The organism is Labrys sp. 22185 (assembly GCF_052045555.1).
GTDB classification, from domain to species: domain Bacteria; phylum Pseudomonadota; class Alphaproteobacteria; order Rhizobiales; family Labraceae; genus Labrys; species Labrys neptuniae.
The window spans coordinates 300,788-324,360 of record NZ_JBQEPH010000003.1; the positions used below are offsets into that span (position 1 = coordinate 300,788).

Genomic DNA, 23,573 nt, shown 5'->3' on the forward strand with positions numbered 1-23,573 from the left:
TCGATGAACCAAATGTCCCCCGTCTCGGTCTCCGCCAACGAGCGCAATTACGCCTGGCCGCGCGTGCCGGCCATCGCCATCTGTCTCGACGGCTGCGAGCCAGCCTATCTCGACGAAGCCATCAAGGCCGGCCTGATGCCGGCCCTCGAGCGCATCCTGCGGAAGGGAACGGCCAGCACCGCGCACAGCGTCATTCCCAGCTTCACCAACCCCAACAATTTGTCGATCGTCACCGGGCGCCCGCCCGCCGTGCACGGCATCTGCGGCAACTACCTCTACAACCCCGAAACGGGCGAGGAGGTGATGATGAACGATCCCAAATTCCTGCGCGCCCCGACCGTGTTCAAGGCATTCTACGATGCCGGGGCCAAGGTTGCCGTGGTCACCGCCAAGGACAAGCTGCGCGCCCTCTTGGGCCATGGCCTGTCCTATGACGACGATCGCGCCATCTGCTTCTCGTCGGAAAAGGCCAACACCACCACCAAAGCCGCCAACGGCATCGAGGATGCCTCCAAATGGCTGGGGCGCCCGGTGCCGGACGTCTATTCGGCGGAACTGTCGGAATTCGTGTTCGCCGCCGGCGTCAAGCTTCTGCGCGAATTCCGCCCCGACGTCATGTATCTGACGACGACAGACTACATTCAGCACAAATACGCCCCCGGCGTGCCGCAGGCGAACGCCTTCTACGCCATGTTCGACAGATATCTCGCCGAGCTCGACGCGTTGGGTGCCGCCATCGTCGTAACTGCCGACCACGGCATGAAGCCGAAGCATCATGCGGACGGCTCGCCCAACGTGGTCTATGTCCAGGACCTGCTGGATGAATGGCTCGGCAAGGATGCCGCCCGCGTCATCCTGCCGATCACCGACCCCTATGTGGTGCATCACGGCGCACTGGGCTCGTTCGCCACCGCCTATCTGCCCAAGGGCGCGGACCGGGAGGCCATCATCGCCAGGCTGCGTGCTATCCAGGACATGACGCTGGTGCTCGGGCGCGAGGAGGGCTGCCGGCGCTTCGAACTGCCGGAGGACCGCATCGGCGACATCGTCATGGTCTCGGGCGAGAACAAGACGATCGGCACGTCCGAGCACCGCCACGACCTTGCCGCGCTCGACGAACCGCTACGCTCGCATGGCGGCCTGACCGAGCAGGCGGTACCCTTCATCGTGAACCGCCCCCTGCCCGACCTGCCGCAGGCGCCGGCCCTGCGCAATTTCGACGCCTTCTACTACGCCACCCTCGCAGCGGCTCAGCCAAAATGAACACACCCGAGAAAACCATCAAGGTCCGCCATGAACCGATGCGGATCGCCGGCCGCCTGGTCGAGGCCGAGGCAACCCTCGAGGTCCGCTATCCCTATACCGATACGGTCGTCGGCACCGTGCCGGCCGGGCGGGCCGAACATGCCAGCCAGGCCTTCGAGATCGCAGCCGGCTACCAGTCGAAGCTCACGCGCTACGACCGCCAGAAGATCCTGTTGAAGACGGCCGAGCTCATCAACGCCCGCAAGGACGAGATTTCCGATCTCGTCACCAGCGAACTCGGCATTTCCAAGCAGGACTCGCTCTATGAGGTCGGGCGCGCCTTCGACGTCTTCACCCTCGCCGGCCAGATGTGCATCCACGACGATGGCCAGATCTTCTCCTGCGACCTCACTCCGCATGGCAAGCAGAGGCGGATCTTCACCCAGCGCGAGCCTCTCACGGCAATTTCGGCGATCACGCCCTTCAACCATCCGCTCAACATGGTCGCGCACAAGGTGGCACCGGCCATCGCCACCAACAATTGCGTGGTGGTGAAGCCGACGGAACTCACGCCGATGACGGCACTGGTCCTGGCGGACATTCTCTACGAGGCCGGCCTGCCGCCGCAGATGCTCTCGGTGGTGACGGGATGGCCCGCCGAGATCGGTGATGAAATGATCACCAATCCCCATATCGACCTGATCACCTTCACCGGCGGCGTGCCCGTCGGCAAGATGATCGCCTCCAAGGCCGGCTACAAGCGCCAGGTCCTGGAGCTCGGCGGCAACGACCCGCTGATCATCCTCAACGATCTCGATGACGCCGACCTCGCCAGGGCGGCGGATCTCGCCGTCGCCGGCGCCACCAAGAATTCCGGCCAGCGCTGCACCGCCGTCAAGCGCATCCTGGTGCAGGAGAAGGTCGCCGATCGCTTCGTGCCCCTGGTGCTCGAACGCGCCAAGGCCATCCGCTTCGGCGACCCCTTCGATCCAGCCACCCAGCTCGGCACGGTGGTGCATGAGAAGGCGGCCGCCCTGTTCGAAAAGCGCGTCCATATGGCGGCTGAGGCCGGCGCCGAGATCCTCTACGATCCCGGCCGCCAGGGCGCACTGCTGCCGCCGATCGTCGTCGACAGGGTGCCGCATGCGAGCGAGCTCGTCATGGAGGAAACCTTTGGCCCGATCGTCCCGATCATTCGCGCCCCCGATGACGACGAGGCCTTGATCGCACTGTCGAACTCGACGGCCTTCGGCCTGTCCTCGGGCGTATGCACCAACGACTTCCGGCGCATGCAGGCCTTCATCACCGGCCTCCGGGTCGGCACCGTCAATATCTGGGAAGTGCCGGGCTATCGCATCGAGATGAGCCCCTTCGGCGGCATCAAGGATTCGGGCAACGGCTACAAGGAAGGCGTGATCGAGGCGATGAAGTCCTTCACCAACGTCAAGACCTTCTCATTGCCGTGGTAGCGCTTCATGCCCGAGACCTTTGATCTTGCCGTGGTCGGGGCCGGCATTGTCGGCCTCGGCCATGCGCTGGCAGCCGCCCGGCGCGGGCTGCGAGTCGTGGTCGTCGATCGCGACAGCGCGGCCAATGGTGCCTCCATCCGCAATTTCGGCCTGGTCGTCGTCAGCGGCCAGACGCCGGGCCCGTCCTATCGGCGCGCCCAGCGCAGCCGCGAGGTCTGGCTTGCGGCGGCGGCCAAGGCGAAAATCGACATACTCCATCGCGGCATGGTGGTCGCCGCCCAGCGTCCCGAGGCGCTCGGCGCCATCGAGGCGTTCTGCGCCACGCCCGAAGGCGCCTCATGCCAGGTCCTGACCCGCGCCGAACTCGCGAAGCACGAGCCTTCCCTCGCCGGCTCGGCTGCTATCGGCGGCTTCTTCAGCCCGCATGAATTGCGGGTCGAATCCTCCCTCGCCTTGCCCCACCTCGTCGAGTGGCTTCGGACGCATCACGGCGTCAGCTTCCGCTTCGGCACGGCGGTACGGGGCGTCGAGCCTGGACGGCTTCTCACCAGTACCGGGGATATCGCGGCCTCGCGCATCGCGGTCTGCCCGGGCGACGATCTCGCCACTCTCTTCGGCGACAACATTGCGGAGCATCGCGTGCGGCGCTGCAAGCTGCAGATGCTGCGCCTCGCCGATCCCGGCTTCAGGCTCAATTCGGCACTCCTGTCGGATCTCAGCCTCCTGCGTTACGGCGCCTTTGCCGCATTGCCGGAAACGGCCGCGCTGCGCCGGCGGCTCGAAAGCGAGCGGGCAGCCGCCCTGAAGAACGGCGTTCATCTCATCGTCACCCAATCGGCCGATGGCTCCCTGGTCGTGGGCGATTCACACCATTACGGCTCCATGCCGGATCCCTTCGCCTCCACCGAGGTCGATGCGCTGATCTTGGCCGAATACGAGGCTCTGTTCCGCGCACCACCCCCGCCCGTCACCGCCCATTGGGTCGGCACCTACGCGTCCTCGTCGAAGGACGAGGCGCTCCGCCTGAACCCTTGCGACGGCGTAAGGCTGGTGATCGTGACCAGCGGCACGGGTGCGAGCACTGGTTTTGCTCTCGGCGAGGAGACGATTGCCGAGCTTTTTGGAGACTGAAGAGGGAGCGGGCTCGGCCCGGCTGTGAAGCGCCATGACCCTGATCCATACCGAGGGCGAATCCAATACCGCCCAGGCGCGGCGTGACTGGAACGCCCGGCAGCATCACGCTGCCTCGGCCGCGCTGCTGCAGCGCGATGCCGACGTCTTCCTGCATCAGAGCCTGTCCAGCCCCTGCGTGTCGACCATCGCCAAGGCCGAGGGCATCTGGATCGAGGACCTCGCCGGCCGGCGCTACATGGATTTCCACGGCAACAGCGTCCATCACGTCGGCTATGGGCATCCGCGCCTCAAGGAAGCAATCCGGGCGCAGATGGATGAGCTGCCCTTCGCCCCCCGGCGCTTTACCTGCGAGATGGCGGTCGAACTGGCCGAAACGCTGGCCGAACTCACGCCGGGCGATCTCGGCAAGGTGCTGTTCACCACGGGCGGCTCGGATGCCATCGAGGTCGCGCTCAAGCTGGCACGTGCCGCGACCGGCCGGTTCAAGACCTTGTCCTTCTGGGATGCATTCCACGGCGCCGGTTTCGGTGCCTCCAGCGTCGGCGGCGAGGCGACCTTCCGTTCGGGTATTGCCGGGCCCCTCCTGCCGGGCAGCGAGCATGTCGCGCCCTGGGCCCCGCATCACTGCCCCTATGGCACGAATTCGCTGGAGGAGTCGGCCCGCGCCTGCGCCAGCATGATATCCTATGTCCTGGCCCGCGAAGGCGACATCGCCGCCTTCATCGCCGAACCCATGCGCGCGACCCCGCTCGTTCCCGCGCCGGGGTTCTGGAAAAGCGTGCGCGAAGCCTGCGACAGGCATGGCACGCTGCTGATCTTCGACGAGATTCCGACCGGCCTCGGCAAGACCGGCAAATTCTTCGCCTCCGAACATGACGGCGTCACCCCCGACATTCTGGTGCTCGGCAAATCGCTGGGCGGCGGCATCCTGCCCATCGCGGCCGTCGTCGCCCGTCGCGGCCTCGATGTCGCCGGCGACTATGCGATCGGCCACTACACCCATGAAAAGAACCCGGTCACCACCCGGGCCGCGCTGACCACGATCGCCATCATCCGCGAGGAGGGCCTCCCCGAACGCGCCAGAGAACTGGGCGATCACGCCATGAACCGCATGCGCGAGCTGATGGCCCGCTCCCCGCATGTCGGCGACGTGCGCGGCCGAGGATTGATCTTCGGCGTCGAGCTCGTCGAGGACCGGCAGGGGCTTCAGCCCAATCACGCCCTGGCCGAGCGGGTTTATTATCGCTGCCTGGAAAACGGCCTCTCTTTCAAGATCAGCCGGGGCAATGTGCTGACGCTGTCGCCGCCGCTGACCATCGCCAGGGCAGACCTCGACCGCGCGCTCGGCATCGTCGAAGAGGCGGTCCTGACGGGATGAGGGCGCGATGGTGAAGGCGGTCAGGACCGACGGGGAACTCGAATGCCCCGCCGTCGATGCGGGGCTCAGGGCTCATGGCGTCGAGCTCGCCATCCTGCCGGAAGGCATTTCGGAAGGCGATCTATGCGCGGCCGTGGCCGACGCCGACCTCTTGCTGATGTGCTACACGCCGATCACCGCCCGGGTGATCGAAGCCGCGCCCCGGCTGAAGGGCATCGTCAAATATGGCGTCGGCATCGATGCGATCGACATCCCGGCGGCCATGGCGCGCGGCATCCCCGTGGTCAACATACCCGATTATGCCGAAGAAACGGTGGCCGAAGCCGCCTTCGCCCTGATGATCGCGCTCGCCAGACGCTTGCCGGCCATCACCCATGCGGTTGCCGAACAAGGCTGGGTCTGGCCGGAGGCGCGCTGGCTCGGGCGCGATATCGCCGGCGCGACGCTGGGCCTGGTCGGCTGCGGCAGGATCGGCCGCAGCCTTGCCCGCATGGCCGGGGCCGGCTTTCGCGCCCGCGTCCTCGGCTACGATCCCTATCTCGACGCCGCAGTCATGCGCGGGGCCGGTATCGAAAAGGTCGATGCCTTGCCTGACCTGTTGGCCGCAAGCGATTTCATCTCGATCCACACCGTGCTCAACCAGAGCACGCGGGGCATGATCGGAGCGGCGGAACTCGCCTGCATGAAGCGGACCGCCATCCTGATCAACGTGTCGCGCGGCGCACTGGTCGACGAAGCAGCCCTGGTCGATGCAGTGATGGAAGAGCGCCTGGGCGGCGTCGGCCTCGATACCTATTCGCTCGAACCCTTGCGCAAAGCCGGCCACCCGATGAGCCCGCTCTATCGTCATGACAACGTCATCCTGCTTCCGCATCTTGCTTTCTTCACGGTCGAAGCCATGCAGCGCCTGGAAGCGGACACCTTGACCCGCTGCGAGGAGATCCTTCAAGGCCGGCCGGTGACGGTTCGTTCCAACGACCCCCGCCTGCGAGCACAGCGCGCCGGCATTCGGTTTGCCTGAAGCATTTTGCGATCCGGCGGCAATCGTAAAGTCATGTCGAAACAAAGAGTTGGGGGCAGGAGGACGCTCGTGCTGGGGCGTGCCTTGCCGGTGGAAATCCGCGAAACCGCGGCCTCGATCCAACCATAAGCCTGATCTTTCATTGCATAAGATAAATAGATTTTACTTATCGGACACTTGAAAACACATTTCGCTAAGGCGTTCGGCTCCGGCCGCGGCAAGAGACAGGCAAAAGCGAAGAAAGCCGCCAAACGCTCACATCCGTCCCGAGAGGAGAACGTCATGAAATCCAGGTTCGCCCTGATTGCAGCCCTGATGTTAGCCGGCATGGCCGTTCCGGCCCATGCCGATGGCGTGGTCACCATCTACAGCGCCGATGGGCTGCACGACGGCACGCCGAGCTGGTTCGGCGATCAGTTCGAAGCCTTCACCAAGGCGACCGGCATCGAGGTCCAATATGTCGAGGCGGGATCGAGCGGCGTGGTCGATCGCCTGGCCAAGGAAAAGTCCAACACCCAGGCCGACGTGCTGGTGACGCTGCCGCCCTTCATGCAGAAGGCCGCTGCCGACAGCCTGATCGAAGCCTATAGCCCGGCCGGAGCCGACAAGATCGAGGCCCGCGACAAGGACGCCGGCGGCCGCTTCTATGCCCTGGTGAACAACTACCCCAACTTCATCTACAACGCCGAAGTCCTCAAGCAGCCTCCGGCGAAATATGAGGATCTCCTCGATCCCAAATTCAAGCAGAAGCTGCAATATTCGACACCGGGACAGGCCGGTGACGGCACGGCCTTCATGCTGCAGACCTTTCACGCCTTCGGCAGCAAGGAGAAGGGGCTCGACTTTCTCAAGAAGCTCCAGGCCAACAATCTCGGCCCTTCCGCCTCGACCGGCAAATTGACTGCGCTGGTCAACAAGGGCGAGCTCTACGTCGCCAATGGCGACATGCAGATGAACCTGTCCCAGCAGGCTGACAATCCCAACATCCAGATCTTCGTGCCGGCAGGCCCCGACGGCAAGAAGACGTTGTTCGCACTGCCCTATTACATCGCCTTGGTGAAGGGCGCGCCCAACTCGGAAAATGGCAAGAAACTCATCGACTTCCTGCTGTCCGCGGAAGCGCAGAAGCAGGTCAGCGTCGTCGCCAAGGGCCTGCCCGTGCGCAATGACGTCAAGCCCGAGGACGAGAACTACAAGAAGCTCCAGGCCATGCTGCAGGGTGTCGAGATCTGGAGCCCGGACTGGGTGGGCGTGCTGTCCGGATTGAAGGACAATGTCGCTGCCTACAATTCAGCCATTTCGAGCAATTGAGAGCCGACAAGGCGATGGCGAGCGCGCAGTTGAAAACCGGTCCGGGCACCGAAGCCAAGACCGCCGCTCTCGACGGCAGTCGCATCGGCTTCGAGGACGTCTCGGTTACCTACGGTAACCTGACGGTTCTGCATTCCCTCACGCTGACCGTGAATCCGGGCGAGGTCGTCGCCCTGATCGGCCCCTCGGGCTCAGGCAAGACAACGGCGCTACGCGCCGTTGCAGGCTTCGTACGGCCCTCCTCGGGCCGGATCATGATCGGCGAGCGCAACGTGACGCATCTGGCCCCCTATGATCGCAAGATCGGCATGGTGGTGCAGAACTACGCCCTGTTCCCGCATATGCGCGTCGACGAGAACGTCGCCTTCGGCCTGCGGGCCCATGGCGCCCGCGAAGACGTCATCCGCCAGCGCGTGCCCGAATGCCTGGCGATGGTGGGCATGTCCGCCTATGCGCGGCGCTTTCCGCGCGAGCTTTCGGGCGGGCAGCAGCAGCGTGTTGCCATCGCCCGTGCCCTGGCGCCACGGCCGCAGGTCCTGCTGCTCGACGAGCCGCTTTCGGCCCTCGATGCCCAGATCCGCCGCGCCATGATCGACGAAATCGCCAAGCTTCATACCAGCCTGCCCAACCTGACGGTGCTCTACGTCACGCATGACCAGTCCGAAGCCCTTACGCTGGCCAACCATATCGGCATCATGCGGGACGGCAAATTGCGCGCCTTCGGCACGTCCCAGTCCCTGTTCCGCAATCCCCCGAACCGTTTTGCGGCGGAATTCCTGGGCCGGGCGAATCTGATGCCGGTCAAGGACCTGCAGCCGACCGAGAACGGGCATGCCCGGGTGAGTTTCGGCGACACCTTTCTCTTCGCCCGCAACCATCACCGTCTCGCCGGCGGTAGCGATTGCCTGCTCTGCGTCCGGCCGCATGATTTCCGCTTTACCCGGGCGACCTCCGAGCCCAATGCCCTCAAGGCTACCGTACTGAGCGTGCAATGGCAGGGCGATGTCCAGAACATCACCTTCGAAACGGGCGGGCACACGGTTCGCATGACGACGCCGCCGATGGCCGATCCGCCGCAGGCCGGCGAGAGCGTGCGCATCCATTTCGAGCCCGGTGACGTCACGCTGGTTCCAGAGGATCCCGCCCATGGCTGACATTGCGCTCGGCGCGGCCCCGGCGCGGCGCAATCTCGACGGGTTCTGGATCCTGCCGCCTCTTCTCGTGCTGGCGCTGCTGTTCTTCTACCCCCTCGCCCTCATCATCCGCGCCTCGCTCGGGGACGGTCCGCCCTCGCTCGCCACCTTCGAGCAGGTCCTCGGCTCGCGCCAGTTCGTCGACGGGCTCTACCACACTATCGTCATTGCGATCTGCTCCACCATCGGCTGCCTGCTGCTGGGCTTCGTCCTGTCGGTGGTGTTCGCCTTCGTGCCCTTTCCCGGCGCCAAACTTGCAGGCCGTCTGATCGACACGGTGATCGCACTGCCGACCTTCCTCGTTACCCTTGCCTTCACCTTCATCTATGGCTCGGCCGGCATTCTCAACGAAACGCTGATGCACGCCTTCGCCCTGCAGCTGCCACCCATCGACTTTCTCTATTCGCAATGGGGGGTCGTGCTGGCGGAGGTGACTGTTTACACGCCCTTCGTCATGCGCCCGCTCCTCGCCACCTTCTCGCAGATCGATCATGCCCAGATCGAGGTGGCAAGCAGCCTCGGCGCCCGGCCCCTGCGCATCGTGCGGAAGGTCATCTTCCCGGCCGCCCTGCCGGCCCTGGTCGCCGGCGGGAGCCTGTGCCTGCTGCTCACCGTCAATGAATTCGGCATCGTGCTGTTCATCGGCGCCAAGGACGTCATCACCCTGCCGCTGCTGATCTACAGCAAGGCGATCCAGGAGTTCGACTATGCGACCGCCTGCGTCATTGCCGTGGTGAACATCGCGCTCTCGCTCGGCCTCTACACGCTCTATCGCATCATCGTCGCTCACTTCGGAGGCAGCAATGCTGGTGTGGTCTAAAGCCGAGCGTGGGGCCGTTTGGGCGACCGTGGTGCCGCTCTTCCTCCTCGTCTACGGCCTGCCGATCGGAGTGATCGTCCTCGCCAGCTTCAGCGGGCAGTGGAACGACATCCTGCCCTCGCACCTGACCACCCAGCATTATGCCGACGCCTTTCGCACGGCATCCTTCACTTCGCTCAAGGCCAGCATTCTCACAGGCATCATCGCCAGCCTGGCGGCGCTCGTCTGCGGCACCTGGGCGGCCCTGGCGCTTCGCCGTTTCAAGCCCTTGCCCAAGCGCGTGCTCGACCTCTTCTTCTTCGTGCCGAGCGCGGTTCCCTCCGTCTCCATCGGCCTCGGCCTGCTGGTCGCCTTCAGCCAGCCGCCCTTCCTGCTCAACGGCACGCGGCTGATCGTGCTGATCGCACATTTCATGCTGATTGCGGCCTTCACCTACGGCACGGTCACCGCCGGCCTTGCCCGCCTTCCGATCGACTGCGAACAGGTTGCCGAGAGCCTGGGCGCCCGCCCCTTCTACCGCCTGCGGCGCGTGACGCTGCCCTTGCTCACGCCCTATCTGATCGCCGCCTTCAGCCTCTCCTTCGCCCTGTCGATGGGAGAGCTCGGGGCGACCGTCATGGTCTATCCGCCGGGCTGGGTCACCCTGCCGGTTCGCATCTTCTCGCTATCGGACCGCGGCGCGATCTTTGATGCTGCCACGCTGACGACGATCTTGGGTGCCGCGACCCTGATCGTGCTGATCACCCTGACGCGTATCTCGAGCAGGGTGATGTCGAGGTGATGCAGGACCTTGCAAGGCCCTCGCCCTCATTGCGCCAGGTGGCGGCCCTGCCCGTCCGGATCAAGGCCGGACGCCTGGAGACCTGCCTCGTGACGACCAGCACGACAAGGCGGTGGACCTTGCCGAAGGGCTGGCCGATCAAAGGGCGCAAGGATCCCCAGGCGGCAAGGATCGAAGCAAAGCAGGAAGCCGGCCTTGTCGGCAAGGCCGACAAAAAGCCGATCGGCACCTATCCCTACTGGAAACGCCTCGATACCCATTTTGCCCTGGTCGAAACCACCGTCTATCGCGTCGAGGTCAAGGCGACCTTGAAGAAATGGAAGGAGCAGGGCCAACGCGAGGTTCAATGGATGCCGCTGGAGGAAGCGGCGCTTCTCGTCGCCGAACCAGGCCTTGCCCGCTTGCTGCGCGGCCTGACCCATCGAGCCTAACCATGCGCGGTCCCCTGCCTCGCCAAGACTGCGAACGTTGCTCCAGGCCACCACCAATCAATCCGCAGGATGAGCAGCGAGAGCGCCAACCTCAAGAGCGCCGGTCTCCTGGGCCCGCCACGCGCGCAGATGCCAGTCCTCTATCCGCCGCCATGATCGAGGACTACAACAAGGCGATGCTGCCGCCTCGTGCACGACAGAGCTGGTGATCCACACGACCGCCAACGACAAGGCTCGAATTGCAGCTCGCATGTGTCTGTTCGTATTCTCCCTGCTGATGCTGGCTCGACCATCTCATGAATGAACATCAGGTTCACAAGATCTTCCAGATCGGCATTCTCCTGAAAGGGGCACATGCACTGATAGAATGCGTCGGCGGCATCGCCCTTGCTCTGATCAGCACCAATACAATTCGGGCTTTCGTCAACTGGGTCACGCAAGAGGAGCTGATCGAAAACCCGCATGACTTCATCGCGGGCCACCTATCCGCCTTCGCCCAGAATTTTTCCATCGAGACGAAGCATTTCTACGCATTCTATCTACTGGGCCATGGCGTGGTGAAACTGGCGCTGGTCATCGGCTTGTTGAAGGGCAAGCTTTGGTCGTATCCGGCATCGCTGATCGTGCTCGGGCTTTTCATCGTCTACCAGCTCTATCGTTTCTCCTACACGCATGGTGCCGGGCTGATCGTCCTCACCATCCTGGACGTCGTGGTGATGGGGCTGATCTGGCACGAATACCGTCTCATGCGTCGCCATATGCCCACCCAATAAAGCTTCGATCATTCACGCGTCCCGGAGAGCTGCGCACGAACCGGCAGCAAGACGATGAGGGTCACAAGCGAGAAAACAGCTCCTGCGAGAAAAGTGGCTTGCGGTCCGGCCAGGTCCCATAGGGCTCCTGCTATCACGCTGGCGACGAGCAGCGCGAGGCCGGTAACCAGATTGAACAGGCCGAAGGCGGTGCCGCGCAGTTCGGCAGGCGCGGCTTCGGCAATCAAGGTGGCCAGCAGCCCCTGAGTGAACCCCATATGCAGCCCCCAGAGCGCCACACCCAGGCACACGCCCATGACGCCGGAAGCGAAGGCGAGCACCAGATCGGCAACAATCAGCAGCACGAGGCCGATGACGAGGATCGCCACCCGATCCATCCGATCGGAAAGGATGCCGGCCGGATAGGCCGAGAGCGAATAGGCAAAGGCCATGATCACCAGCACGATCGGCACAAGCGCCAGGGGCAGACCGGCCGACTGGGCACGCAGGACGAGAAACGCTTCGGAAAAGCGGGCAAGCGTGAAGATCGCCGCGACGGCAACCACCCACCAATAAGCCGTTCCGAGGCGGCGCACCTCGTCGCGCCGCAGTGGCATGCGGACACGGCGCAGGTCCTGCGGTCGCTCGGGCTCCTTGACCGCGACCAGGAGGAGGCCGACGGACAGGAAGGCTGGCACGACGGCAATCCAGAACACGAGCTGGAAGTGATTGGCCGTCATCCACATCAGGCCGATCGCCAGGAGCGGGCCTGCAAAGGCGCCGATGGTATCCAGTGATTGGCGCAGACCGAAGCTCGCGCCGCGCAGATGCGGCGGCGCAAGATCGGCGACCAGGGCATCGCGGGGTGCACCCCGGATACCCTTGCCGATACGATCGACGAACCGCGCCGCGACCAGCCAGTCGATCGAATTCGCCAGGGGAAAGACCGGCTTGGTGAGAGCGGCCAGACCATAGCCGAGAGCAGCCAGGAATTTTCGCTTTCCCAGCCAGTCGCTGAGAGCGCCCGAGAACACCTTGGTGATCGAGGCCGTCGCTTCCGCGATGCCCTCGATGAGGCCGACGGCAAGCGTGGACGCGCCGAGCACCGTGACCATATAGACCGGCAGGAGCGCATGGATCATCTCGGACGAGACATCCATCAGCAGCGACACGAAACCGAGCGCCCAGATGCCGGCTGGAATACCGCTGCGCGGCGGAGAAGGCGTCATGGTTTGGGCTGTCCTCCGATCGGCCATCTCAGCGGTTCTCGTCCTGTGCCTCGAAGACGCGTTGGGCGTAGCTGTCGAGCAGAGCCTCGCAGGCATGCAGGCGCTCGGCCGCCTCCCCGGCGAGCGACGCACCGTAGAAATCGAGTTTCCTGATCTTCTCGAGCCACCCCTGGAGCTTCTTGAGGTCGGTGTCCTCTTCCTCCAGTTCGGCATAGGTGAACTTGTTGATCGCAATTTCCTTGGCGATTTCCTTTTCGAAATCGGCGCATCGCCCCAGGAATTCGCGATATTGCTCGTCCCGATCGTCCTTGAAGCGGCTTACGACTTTCTCTTCCTGCCCTTGATCGAGCGCAACCGTCTCCAGGATCACGCAATCCCCCGACAGGTCGGCGATATCGTTCTCGATCATCTTCAGGCGGCGGATGTGGTCATTGGTCTTGGGCAGGAGACACACGCCGTTCTGCAGATAGACCGCCCCCATCCCCTTGAGCCGCCGCCAGAGCGCGATACGCCGGGCAGCCGGTTCGGGTGGCACCTTGTACGTCAGCAACAACCAGGAAAGCGAAACCATGGAACTCATTGTGATGAAACAGCCGTAACATTTCAACCGCAATCACAATGGCACCGCTTCTCCGCCGGAACCGCTGCTGGATGGCTCACGGGAGGAAGGCAACCAAGCCCGGCCTAGGCCATTCCGCCCGCAATCATTGGGACGTATCGATCCAGCGCCCTTCGAGGCCGGATCTTTGTATCGCCTCGACCAGCGACTGGATGCGATGGCCGGCCTTGAAACCGAAGGGCTCGGGCCGTTTGCCGGCAATGGCGTCGACGAAGCCTGCGATCTCGATCGCCTTGAGATCGTTGAAGCCGAGCTGGTGGCCGGGAGCAACGCAGAACGCTCCATAGGGGGCGTGGTCTGGGCCGGCCTCGATGCGGCGGAAGCCACGGCGCCCCTGCCGGTCGGACGTATCGAAGAAATGGAGCTCGTTGAAGCGCTCCTGGCTGAAAATCAGGGCTCCTTTGGTGCCATAGACTTCGAAGTCATGCTGCATCTTGCGGCCCATGGCGATCCAGCTCGCCTCCAGACTGCCGGACGCGCCGCTGGCGAACCGCAGGAAGGCGCGGCCGAGATCGTCGACCTCGACATTCCGTCGGCCTCCCTTGCCATCGGGCCGGCTGGCGATCACGGTAACGCTGTCGCCCTGCACACGTTCGATCGGTCCGAGCAGGAACTCCGCCGTCGCCAACGCATGGCTGCCCAGATCCGCCAGGGCTCCGCCGCCGGCCGGATCGTGCCGGAAGGTGAAAGGGCTTTCGGCGTCGGCCATGTAGTCCTCGGCGTGAATGCCCCGATAGCTGCGGATCTCGCCGAGCTCACCGCCACGGATCATGTCGCGGGCCAGCGAAAACAGAGGATTGCACAGATAGTTGAAGCCGACCTGGGTACGGACACCGGCAGCTTGCGCGGCCTGCGCCATCTCGGCGGCATCGGCCGCGGTGGTGGCGAGGGGCTTTTCGCAATAGACGTGCTTGCCGGCCGCCAGCGCGGCAAGCGCCATCTGCTTGTGCAGCGTATTGGGAGCGGTGATGTCGATCACGTCGATATCGGGATCGGCGATCAGGGTTTTCCAGTCGCCCGACGACGTACTGAAGCCGAGCGTCTGCGCCGCAGCGGCGGCCAGTTCCTCGCTGCGGTCGGCGACCGTGTGCAGCACGATGTCATAGTCGAGGTCGAAGACCCGCTGTGCGGCGGCAAAGCCGAAAACATGGGTCTTGCCCATGAAACCCGTGCCGATGAGGCCGATTCTGAGCTGCTGCTTAGGAGTTGGCATTGAGCTGTTCTTTGTTGACGACAAGGGCCGGGTCGATGGTGCCGGAAAAGAAATCGAGCACGTTCTGCACCGAAGAAATGGCCATCCGCTCGGCGCACTCAGCCGTCAGGCCGGCGATGTGCGGCGTCAGGATGACCTGATCGAGCCCGAACAAGGGGTGATCGGCAAGAGGAGGTTCGTCGTCGAAGACATCGAGACCGGCGGCCGAAATCCTTCCCTGGCGCAGGGCCTCCAGCAGGGCCGCCTCGTCAACCACGCCTCCGCGCGCAGTATTGACGACAATTGCGGAGGGTTTCATTGCCGCGAGTTCCCCGGCACCGATCGCCGGGCAGGCGGCCTTGGGCACATGCACCGATATGGCGTCGGCCCAGCCCAATCCGACGGCAAGCTCATCGACGGGAGCAACCGGCCCCTCCGGCCAGCCGGCGGCCTGCAGGTAGGGGTCATATGCCCTGATCTCCATGCCGAACACTCCGGCATATCGGGCAAGCTGGCGCCCCGTCCGGCCAAATCCCATGATGAGAAGGCGTTTTCCGGATAGTTCGGTCGCTTCGAGCCTGTTGCGCCAGATCCAGTTGCCTTCGCGCACGCTGGCATCGGCCCGCAACAGCTTCTTGGCGCAGGCGAGCAGCAGCAGCATAGCGTGCTCGGCCACTGAGATCGAATTGACATCGCCCACGATCGCAAGCGCGATGCCCCTGCCGTTCAGTGCGGGCAGGTCGACGGCGTCATAGCCGACGCCGTGCCGCGAAACGATCTTGAGCCTTTCGGCCTGCGCGATGATGGGGGCCGAGAGAGGTTGCGTGCGAATGACCAGGCCGTCCGCAGCGGCGATGAAAGGGGCGTAGCTTTCCTCCGAGACCTCTTCGACATAGTCGAACGTCACCTCGGGAGCGTCACGCAGCAATGCGATTCCGCTCGGATGCAATTTGCCGGCGACGAGTACGTGCGGCATCGTTTCCTCCGGCCCAGCGCTGGTGGCTGGTTCTGTCGATCGTTTCATGCCCGCGATATGGGGAGCGCCGTCATGCTCGCTCATGAGAGGGAGCCTGCCTCCTGCCAAGCATTTTGCAATGGTGATTGCAAATATGTTGCATTGTCAATAATCATTTCGTAAGCAATGGAAAAATCGCGGTTGCGTGGGAGGAACACGATGCCGGCAACACTCCGCCTCACCATGGCCCAGGCCCTGGTCCGTTATCTGTGCAATCAGTTTACAGTCGTAGAGGGCGCGAAAGTTCCGCTCTTTCCGGGTGTTTTCGCGATCTTCGGGCATGGCAACGTCACCTGCCTGTCGGAGGCCCTGGAGGCGGTCAAGGACACTTTGCCGACCTGGCGCGGCCAGAACGAGCAATCGATGGCCCTGGCGGCAATCGGCTTCGCCAAGGCCAAACGCCGACGCCAGATCATGGTGGCGACGAGTTCGATCGGCCCCGGTGCGCTCAACATGGTCACCGCGGCCGGCGTCGCCCATTCCAACCGCCTGCCGGTGCTGCTGCTCTCCGGCGACACTTTCGTCAATCGCCGCCCCGATCCCGTCATGCAGCAGGTGGAGCATTTCGGTGATCCCACCATCAACGTCAACGACGCCTTCAAGGCCGTGACGCGCTATTGGGACCGCATCGTCCATCCCGAGCAGATCATCTCCTCGCTGCCGCAGGCCGTCGGCGTGCTGCTGGATCCGGCCGATTGCGGGCCCGCCTTCATCGCGTTGCCTCAGGACGTCCAGGAAATGACCTGGGACTATCCGGAAGCGTTCTTCGAGCCTGCCGTGCACAAGATCCCAAGGCCGCGCCCGGATCGCGATCGCCTCCAGGAAGCCGTGAAGATCCTGCAACAGGCAAAGCGGCCGCTCATCATTTCAGGCGGCGGCGTGCGCTATTCCGGCGCCGAAAAGGCCCTGGCCGAGTTTGCCGCGAAGCGGGGCATTCCGCTCGCCGAGACCATTGCCGGCAAGGGCGCGCTCACCCATGACCATCCCGCCCATGTCGGGCCGATCGGCATCGTCGGTTCGACTTCCGCCAATGCCCTGGCCAGCGAGGCCGATGTGATCCTCGCCATCGGCACGCGCCTGATGGATTTCACCACCGGCTCCTGGACCGCCTTCTCGCAGACGGCGAAATTCATCTCGATCAACGCGGCGCGCTGGGATGCCACCAAGCATCGGGCGCTGGCGGTGGTCGGCGATGCCCTGGAAACCGTCGGGGAATTGGCGGATGCACTTGGCGATTGGACGGTGCCGGCGGCCTGGACGCAGAAGGGCGTGGCGGAATTCGCCAAATGGAATGCCATGCTCGATGGCTTCCAAAAGCCTACCAACGAGCCGGTCCCCACCTACGCACAGGTCGTCGGGGTGGTGAATGCCAATGCCCGCAGCCGGGACCTGCTCATCACCGCTGCCGGCGGCCTGCCCGGCGAAGTCATGAAGAACTGGCGGGTCAAGGAGCCCAACACCTTCGACTGCGAGTTCGGCTTTTCCTGCATGGGCTATGAGATCGCAGCGGGCTGGGGCGCGGCAATGGCCGATCCGACGCGCACGCCGATCGTCATGGTCGGCGACGGCACCTACATGATGATGAACTCGGACATCTATTCGACCGTCCTGAGCGGCCACAAGATCATTGTGATCGTCTGCGACAATGGCGGCTATGCCGTGATCAACCGGCTGCAGAATGCCAAGGGCGGGGCTTCCTTCAACAATCTGATCAAGGATTGCCGGGTGAAGGAGCCCTTTGCGGTCGACTTCGCCAAGCACGCCGAGGCGATGGGCGCCCTGACCCGGCAGGTGGACAGCCTTGCCGATCTCGGCCCCGCCATCGAATGGGCGCAGAACAACGACCGGACCACGGTCATCTCCATCGTTTCGGACGCCTTCACCTGGACGCCGGGCGATGCCTGGTGGGATGTCGGGGTTCCCGCCACGAGCGAGAGGAGCGAGGTACGCGAGGCGCATGCCTCTCAGCTTGACGGGCGCAAGCGCCAGCGTGTCGGGGTATGACGGACGCATATTGCGAGCAGCCGGGACTATCCTGCTTCCCAGGCCTGCTTCCCAGGACTGTCCTTTGGAGGTGATCGACCTCGATTTCCATCGATGCAGATTTGGAGAACCTCATGAAAGCCCGACTTGGCATCGCACCGATTGCCTGGTGGAATGATGACCTGCCCGAACTCAGTGACGACGTGTCGCTCGACGAGTGCCTGCGTCAGGCCCGCGAGGCGGGCTTTACCGGAATGGAGACGGGCCGTCGTTTTCCGATGGATCCCGCGGCGCTCAAGCCCGTCCTGGACAAACACGGCATGAGCGTTTGCGGCGGCTGGTTCTCGGGCCTGCTGCTCGACGGCGATCTCGAGGTGGAAAAGGAACGCATCGCCGGACAGATGGCCCTCTTCAAGGCGGTTGGAGCACCGTGCATCGTCTATGGCGAAACCGCCGGTACCATCCAGGGCAATCGCTCGGCGCCCCTGTCGACCAAAAGGCGGTTGAGCGAGGAAGAGATCAAGGCCTATGGGCGCAAGATGACGATCTTCGCCGAATGGTGCGCCGGACAGGGCATGCCGATCAGCTACCATCATCACATGGCGGCGCCGATCGAGACCGAAGCCGAACTCGATCTCCTGATGAAGCACTCGGGAGACGCCTTGCCCCTGCTCTACGATGCCGGTCACATGGCTTTCGCCGGCGGCGACGTGCTGCGGGTGATCGACAAGCACCATGCCCGCATTTCCCATGTCCACACCAAGGATATCCGCGCCGCGGTGGTCGAGAGCGTCGACCGTACCAAAGAGAGTTTTCTCGATGCGGTTGTGAAGGGGGCCTTTACCGTTCCCGGAGACGGATCCCTCGATTTCGAGGCGATCGTGAAGCGGCTGGCCGGCCACGGCTATGAAGGATGGTTCGTCGTGGAGGCGGAGCAGGACCCCGTCAGGAGCCCGCCACTGCAGATGGCCAGGATCGGGCACAAGGAATTGCTGCGGGTGATGGCCGCAGCCGGCTATTCGGTGGAGAATTGATGCCATGAACCGCATGGATGGAAAGATCTGCGTCGTGACCGGTTCGACCCAGGGGCTGGGGGCTGCGATCGCGCATGAGCTCGCCGCCGCCGGGGCCGCCGGCCTGGTCACGCTCGGCCGCAATGCCGCCAAGGGCCAGGCGGTGGCCGATGAAATCAGGGCGCGGACCGGCGTTCCCGTTCACTTCGTCAAGGCCGATGTCGCCGATGTCGGACAGTGCCGGCACGCCATTGCCGAGGCCGACCGCGTCTATGGCCGGGTGGATGTCCTCGTGAATGCCGCCGCCTGCACCGATCGCGGCACGATCCTCGATACCTCGCCCGAGTTGTTCGACCAGCTCTTTGCCACCAATGTCCGCGGGCCCTACTTCCTGATGCAGGAGGCGATGAAGCTGATGATCCGCGACGGCATCGCCGGATCGGTCTGCAATATCGGTTCGATTTCCGAACATGCGGGACAGCCTTTCATCAACGCCTATTGCGCTTCCAAGGGCGCCCTGGCGACGCTGACCCGCAATACGGCCTTCTCGGTGATGAAGAACCGTATCCGCGTGAACCAGCTCAATGTCGGCTGGATGTCGTCCGATCATGAACGCGAGCTGCAGGCGGCCTCCACCGGCGATCCCGACTGGGAGGCCAAGGCCGCGGCGGCACTGCCTTTCGGCCGGCTCGTCGATCCCGCCGAGGCGGCCAGGGCTGTCAACTTCATCGTCTCCGACGATGCCGGGCTGATGACGGGTGCCGTCATCAACTATGACCAGACGGTGTGGGGCGGATCAGCCGGCATGATGCCGGTGCCCAATGAAGCCCTTTCCCTGGCATGATCGCCCCACGCGGAGGTGTATTGGCGACCGGAAGCGGCCCCTCGTGGGCCGCTGCTCTGTGCAAACACTCGCCTAGGGTTGCGTCACGATCGGGATGCGGGGATCGGGAGCCTTCTGCAGGCGTGCCGCCAGCGCCGCCGTCAGGGACTGCGCCAGACACATGGGAGCCGCCAGGGATCGTGAAAACGTATATTGATGCTCGGGCACTGCGAACAGAACGGTTGCGTTCTTGGCGAGGGGCGAAAGGGTCGAGTCCGTTATCGCCAGGATCGGCAGTTTTCGGGCCGCCGCCTGCTCGACGATATTGACGACCTCGGTCGCATAGAACCGGAAAGAAACGGCAAAGAGCAGATCCGTGGGCCGCATGGTGCCGGCGATATGGGTGGAAAGGCCTCCGCTCGCATCGAGGAGAACGGTGCGTTTTCCCAGCATGGTCAGGATATAGCGAGTGAGATCGACGATCGGCGCCGAGCGAAGCTGGCCGACCAGATAGATGGTGTCGGCCTTCTCCATCAGGTCGACGGCCTTTTCGATGGTCTCTCCCGTCGTCAGGTTCAGCAGTTCCTGCAAGGCGTCGATGTCGCGCAGGACCAGATCGTGGAGGAAGCCCCAGCCGCCGACATTCTCCCGGTCGCTCAGCTCCGACTCCAGGGCCTTGATCCTGGCCTGGAAACCGGGCGCAGCCGTCGACAGGCGTCGCTGGAAGACCGCCTGCACCTCCTTGAAGCCCTTATAGCCCAGCATCTGGGCGAAACGAACGAAACTGGAGGCATGGATGCCGCAGGTGTCCGCGATGGCGTTGAGCGACATCACCGCGACATCATTGGGATTTTGGGTCAGGTAAACGGCTATATTCTGATAGGCCTTGCTCATCCCGTCATACTTGTCGTGGATGACCCGAATTAGGTCCTCGTAGTCTTGCGGGACACTGTCGGCGCCCATGAATATGTCCTTCTCCAATCACCGGCAGCTTGGGAAAATGCCGCATGCAAATCGCGCTTTATCACAGGTATGCCGCGCAGCGTTAGCCACGCGGCATATCCGGAACTGCCCGCCGGATGGCCCGGAAGATCGACGGGCCTTGCAGGCTGTATGGAGCGGCCTGGCTCCGTCAGTTGCCACCGCCGATGCAGGTGGCGACGTTTTCGGGTGTGCAGACGTCCAGGCCGGTATAGCTGGGATCCTTGGGCGGGGCCTTGCCGTCCTTGATATCCTTGAGGAAATACATCGCCTTATAGCCCATCTCGAAGGGACGCTGGCCGACATTGCCGGAAGCCAGGCCTTCCTTGAGAAGGTCGATCTGCACGGGCAGCGTATCGGCAACCACCAGGGCAAGGGCGCCGGAGGCGATCTTGCTCTTATATTTGGTCGCCACCTGCCGATAGGCGTCGGGCAGGAATTCGGGGAAGCCGCCCGTCGGGATGAACGCATCGAGATCGGGATATTTGCCGAGCGTGTCTTCGAGCTGCTGCACCGATTTCGGGAAATCGTCATCGGTATAGAGCGGGCACCCGTCGACTTCGGTCCAGCCGTTCTGGCCGGTCAGGCGATCGCCCGGCGACTGGGCGCTCGGCTTGCCGGCAAGGGTATCGCGAATTCCCTGCATGCGTTCATTGTGGTTGGCGGCTGCCGCACCGCCCGACTGGATGCAGATCTTGCCGCCCTTCGGCTTGATCTTCATGGCAATCTTGGCGAGATTCACGCCGATCTCGTAATTGTGCGTACCGACATAGGCGACACGCTCGCCCTTTGCGTCGGGAAGCAGGTCGGAGTCCCAGGTCAGCACCGGAATCTTGGCCCCGGCCGCGCCCTGCAGCGCAGCGGCGATCGCCGGTGCATTGGCCACCGAGACGGCGATGCCGTCGACGCCCTTGGTGATGAGGTCCTGCACCATCTGCGCCTGTTCGTCGCCGCCGCCATGTTCGCCCGGGCCGACATAGAGGCATTCGATGGCGCCGTTGAGTTCCTTCTCCGCCTTCTTGCAGCCGGCCTGCGCCTGGTCGAAGAAGGGATTGTTGGTGTTCTTGGGGACGAGCGCGAAGGTTAGCTTGTCGGCGGCATGGGCGCCACCGGCCGTCGCGGCAAGACCAACGGCAAGGGCCGCCGAGGTCAGCAGATATTTGAGCATTGTCTCCTCCGGATGTTGTGCCCTCCGGGACGTGTCCGCGACACGCCCTTGGGGCGTTCACACGATGCCGGTTCGACCGGTCATTCGCGTCTCTTGCCGCGGATCCGCTCGAGCAGGACCGCAAGAACCAGGAAGCTGCCGACGAAAACGCCCTGCCAGTTGGAATCGACGCCGGCCATGAGCAGGGAATTGCGGATCACTTCAAGCAAAGCCGAGCCGATCAGCGCACCGAAGGCACCGCCCTCCCCGCCCATCAGATTGGCGCCGCCGATCACCGTGGAGGCGATGGCGCGCAGTTCATAGCCCGTGCCCAGGGAGTTGATGGCCGAACCGGCCCAGCCGACGCTCAGGATCGCGGCGATGGCACCGCTGACGCCGGAAACGACATAGGCCTGCAGCTTGATGCGCTTGACTGGGACGCCTGTAAGGTTGGCGGCCTGTTCATTGCCGCCTATGGCGATCAGATGCCGGCCCCATGTCGTCATGCGCATGACCACGAAGAGCGCGAAAGTGAGTACGAGCAGCACCCAGACGGGATTGGCGATACCGAAAATCGCGCCGGCGCCGATGGCCTTGAAGGTCGGGCCGCCGGGACCGAAATTGTAGAGCATCTTGTTGCCGGACAGGACGACGGCGACCGAGCGGGCGGCCGAGAGCATGCCGAGCGTCACCACGAAGGGGGACAGGCCGACATAGGCGATGAGCCCGCCATTCACGGCACCGGCTATGCCGCCGGCGACGAGGCCGGCCAGCACGGCCGCATACCAGGGATTACCCGCCTCCAGCGTCAATCCGCAGACGACGGCGACCAGGCCCATGATCGAGCCGACGGACAAATCGATACCGCCGGTGACGATCACGGCGGTGGCACCGAGCGCCATGATGCCGATAAAGGCGAAGTTGCGGGTGATGTTGTAGAAATTGTCCTCGGTGGCGAAGCGCGGCTCGCGGATCGACATCACGATGCAGATGACGAGCAGTGCGACCGTCACCCAGAAGGCCTGGCTGGAGACGAGCGACTGCCACAGTGACTTTTCCTTCGTCGTCAGGACCGACTCGATGGAAACATTGGCGGACGCAGGCGCATTGGCCTGCTTGGAATGGTTGGAAGCATCCGTCATCGCAACCTCACGCTGCCTGGATTGCGCCGGTGATGAGACCCGTAACCTCTTCGGGCGAGGTTGCGGCTATGGGCTTGTCCGCCACTTTATGGCCGCGCCGCATGACGACGACGCGGTCGCAGACTTCGAAGACGTCGGGCATGCGATGGGAAATCAGCACCACCGAAATGCCGGCGTCGCGCAGGCGATGGATCAGCCCCAGGACCTCGGCAACCTGCCGCACGCTGATGGCGGCGGTGGGTTCGTCCATCAACACGATCTTGGCCTGCGACAGGCGCGTGCGTGCAATGGCCACCGCCTGGCGCTGCCCTCCCGACATCTGTCGGACCAGGTCGCGGGGGCGGGTTTCCGATTTGAGCTCGGCGAAGAGCTCACCGGCCTTCTTGATCATCGCCCCGTGATCGAGCCAGCGTAAAGGACCGACGCCCTTCTTGATCTCGCGGCCGAGGAATACGTTGGCGGCGGCCGAGAGGTTGTTGCACAGGGCAAGGTCCTGATAGACGACCTCGATCCCCTTGGCCCGGGCCTCCACCGGCTTGTGGAAATGCACCACCTCGTCGTCGAGCTTGATTTCACCGGAAGTGGGAGGGAAGTTGCCGGCGATCAGTTTGACCAAGGTGGATTTGCCGGCGCCGTTGTCGCCCATCAAGCCGACGATCTCGGCCCTGCCAATCGTCAATTCGACGTCTGTCAATGCCTTGATGGCGCCGAAGCTCTTTGAGACTGACTTCAGCTGCAGCAATGTCATGCCTCGCTCCCTCTTTCTTTTCTTGTTGCTCTATTCATGACGCATAAGCCGGCAGATGCCACCGGAAAAAAGGCGGCCGCCCGCGCTGGAAGAGCATCGACTTCATTGGGATCGAAAGATCCGTCGCCCGGCGATCCTGCTGCAAG

22 protein-coding genes are annotated in these 23,573 nt (G+C 63.8%); 14 read left to right on the forward strand and 8 right to left on the reverse strand.

Annotation, left to right across the window (positions count from 1 at the left end):
* Positions 1-3 precede the first annotated feature (3 nt).
* From phnA to ACTJKX_RS08880, 11 genes are all read left to right on the forward strand, one after another.
* The gene (gene phnA / locus ACTJKX_RS08830; protein ID WP_440725030.1) at positions 4-1,263 is read left to right on the forward strand and encodes a phosphonoacetate hydrolase; all 1,260 of its coding nucleotides are present in this window, start codon (positions 4-6) and stop codon (positions 1,261-1,263) included.
* The gene (phnY, locus tag ACTJKX_RS08835) at positions 1,260-2,714 is read left to right on the forward strand and encodes a phosphonoacetaldehyde dehydrogenase (RefSeq protein WP_440725031.1); all 1,455 of its coding nucleotides are present in this window, start codon (positions 1,260-1,262) and stop codon (positions 2,712-2,714) included. Before phnA ends, phnY begins: the two co-directional genes overlap by 4 nt.
* A 6-nt stretch (positions 2,715-2,720) precedes the next feature.
* Positions 2,721-3,845, forward strand: a complete 1,125-nt coding sequence (locus tag ACTJKX_RS08840; protein WP_440725032.1) for a TIGR03364 family FAD-dependent oxidoreductase — start codon at positions 2,721-2,723, stop codon at positions 3,843-3,845.
* Between the two features lie 34 nt (positions 3,846-3,879).
* Positions 3,880-5,226 carry a (R)-1-hydroxy-2-aminoethylphosphonate ammonia-lyase gene (gene pbfA / locus ACTJKX_RS08845; RefSeq protein WP_440725033.1) on the forward strand — a complete coding sequence of 449 codons (1,347 nt, stop codon included), beginning with the start codon at positions 3,880-3,882 and terminating at the stop codon, positions 5,224-5,226.
* 7 nt (positions 5,227-5,233) lie between these two features.
* A complete protein-coding gene (locus ACTJKX_RS08850) occupies positions 5,234-6,247 on the forward strand; it encodes a C-terminal binding protein (protein WP_440725034.1) in 1,014 nt (337 codons plus the stop codon).
* A gap of 282 nt (positions 6,248-6,529) precedes the next feature.
* Positions 6,530-7,558 (forward strand): 2-aminoethylphosphonate ABC transporter substrate-binding protein, encoded by a 1,029-nt coding sequence (locus ACTJKX_RS08855; RefSeq protein ID WP_367624728.1) that lies wholly within the window; start codon positions 6,530-6,532, stop codon positions 7,556-7,558.
* Positions 7,559-7,587: 29 nt separating this feature from the next.
* Complete coding sequence (locus ACTJKX_RS08860; RefSeq protein ID WP_440725035.1) at positions 7,588-8,712, forward strand: ABC transporter ATP-binding protein; 1,125 nt, start codon at positions 7,588-7,590, stop codon at positions 8,710-8,712.
* Positions 8,705-9,571 (forward strand): 2-aminoethylphosphonate ABC transporter permease subunit, encoded by an 867-nt coding sequence (locus ACTJKX_RS08865; RefSeq protein ID WP_311936897.1) that lies wholly within the window; start codon positions 8,705-8,707, stop codon positions 9,569-9,571. The genes ACTJKX_RS08860 and ACTJKX_RS08865 overlap by 8 nt, the downstream gene beginning before the upstream one ends.
* A complete protein-coding gene (locus ACTJKX_RS08870; RefSeq protein ID WP_440725036.1) occupies positions 9,555-10,352 on the forward strand; it encodes an ABC transporter permease subunit in 798 nt (265 codons plus the stop codon). The genes ACTJKX_RS08865 and ACTJKX_RS08870 overlap by 17 nt, the downstream gene beginning before the upstream one ends.
* Entirely contained in the window at positions 10,352-10,783 is a 432-nt protein-coding gene (locus tag ACTJKX_RS08875) for an NUDIX hydrolase (protein WP_440725037.1), read from the forward strand. Before ACTJKX_RS08870 ends, ACTJKX_RS08875 begins: the two co-directional genes overlap by 1 nt.
* A 296-nt stretch (positions 10,784-11,079) precedes the next feature.
* The gene (locus ACTJKX_RS08880) at positions 11,080-11,556 is read left to right on the forward strand and encodes a DUF2127 domain-containing protein (RefSeq protein WP_311936904.1); all 477 of its coding nucleotides are present in this window, start codon (positions 11,080-11,082) and stop codon (positions 11,554-11,556) included.
* An 8-nt stretch (positions 11,557-11,564) separates the two neighbouring features.
* On the opposite strand, the gene ACTJKX_RS08885 is transcribed toward ACTJKX_RS08880, so the two are convergent.
* The 4 genes from ACTJKX_RS08885 to ACTJKX_RS08900 all read right to left on the reverse strand — a co-directional run bounded on the left by ACTJKX_RS08885 (position 11,565) and on the right by ACTJKX_RS08900 (position 15,551).
* Positions 11,565-12,764 carry an MFS transporter gene (locus ACTJKX_RS08885; protein WP_440725038.1) on the reverse strand — a complete coding sequence of 400 codons (1,200 nt, stop codon included), beginning with the start codon at positions 12,762-12,764 and terminating at the stop codon, positions 11,565-11,567.
* Between the two features lie 28 nt (positions 12,765-12,792).
* The gene (locus ACTJKX_RS08890; protein ID WP_394311492.1) at positions 12,793-13,335 is read right to left on the reverse strand and encodes a Chromate resistance protein ChrB; all 543 of its coding nucleotides are present in this window, start codon (positions 13,333-13,335) and stop codon (positions 12,793-12,795) included.
* A gap of 133 nt (positions 13,336-13,468) precedes the next feature.
* A complete protein-coding gene (locus ACTJKX_RS08895) occupies positions 13,469-14,596 on the reverse strand; it encodes a Gfo/Idh/MocA family protein (protein WP_440725039.1) in 1,128 nt (375 codons plus the stop codon).
* On the reverse strand, positions 14,583-15,551 hold the full coding sequence (locus ACTJKX_RS08900) for a hydroxyacid dehydrogenase (RefSeq protein ID WP_394311496.1): 969 nt from the start codon (positions 15,549-15,551) through the stop codon (positions 14,583-14,585). Before ACTJKX_RS08900 ends, ACTJKX_RS08895 begins: the two co-directional genes overlap by 14 nt.
* 198 nt (positions 15,552-15,749) lie before the next feature.
* On the opposite strand from ACTJKX_RS08900, the gene iolD reads away from it, so the two are divergent.
* The 3 genes from iolD (at position 15,750) to ACTJKX_RS08915 (ending at position 19,430) form a co-directional block, all read left to right on the forward strand.
* Positions 15,750-17,594: a 3D-(3,5/4)-trihydroxycyclohexane-1,2-dione acylhydrolase (decyclizing) gene (gene iolD / locus ACTJKX_RS08905; protein WP_440725040.1), complete on the forward strand. Its 1,845-nt coding sequence runs from the start codon at positions 15,750-15,752 to the stop codon at positions 17,592-17,594.
* 113 nt (positions 17,595-17,707) lie between these two features.
* Entirely contained in the window at positions 17,708-18,607 is a 900-nt protein-coding gene (gene iolE / locus ACTJKX_RS08910) for a myo-inosose-2 dehydratase (protein ID WP_394311500.1), read from the forward strand.
* Between the two features lie 4 nt (positions 18,608-18,611).
* Complete coding sequence (locus tag ACTJKX_RS08915) at positions 18,612-19,430, forward strand: SDR family oxidoreductase (RefSeq protein WP_440725041.1); 819 nt, start codon at positions 18,612-18,614, stop codon at positions 19,428-19,430.
* Between the two features lie 72 nt (positions 19,431-19,502).
* Here the strand turns inward: ACTJKX_RS08915 and ACTJKX_RS08920 are convergent, their stop codons facing one another.
* From ACTJKX_RS08920 to ACTJKX_RS08935, 4 genes are all read right to left on the reverse strand, one after another.
* The gene (locus tag ACTJKX_RS08920) at positions 19,503-20,372 is read right to left on the reverse strand and encodes a MurR/RpiR family transcriptional regulator (RefSeq protein ID WP_322432915.1); all 870 of its coding nucleotides are present in this window, start codon (positions 20,370-20,372) and stop codon (positions 19,503-19,505) included.
* A gap of 169 nt (positions 20,373-20,541) precedes the next feature.
* Complete coding sequence (locus ACTJKX_RS08925; protein WP_367624735.1) at positions 20,542-21,558, reverse strand: sugar-binding protein; 1,017 nt, start codon at positions 21,556-21,558, stop codon at positions 20,542-20,544.
* 80 nt (positions 21,559-21,638) lie between these two features.
* The gene (locus tag ACTJKX_RS08930) at positions 21,639-22,679 is read right to left on the reverse strand and encodes an ABC transporter permease (protein ID WP_367624736.1); all 1,041 of its coding nucleotides are present in this window, start codon (positions 22,677-22,679) and stop codon (positions 21,639-21,641) included.
* Positions 22,680-22,686: 7 nt separating this feature from the next.
* The gene (locus tag ACTJKX_RS08935) at positions 22,687-23,427 is read right to left on the reverse strand and encodes an ATP-binding cassette domain-containing protein (protein WP_311936928.1); all 741 of its coding nucleotides are present in this window, start codon (positions 23,425-23,427) and stop codon (positions 22,687-22,689) included.
* Positions 23,428-23,573 lie beyond the last annotated feature (146 nt).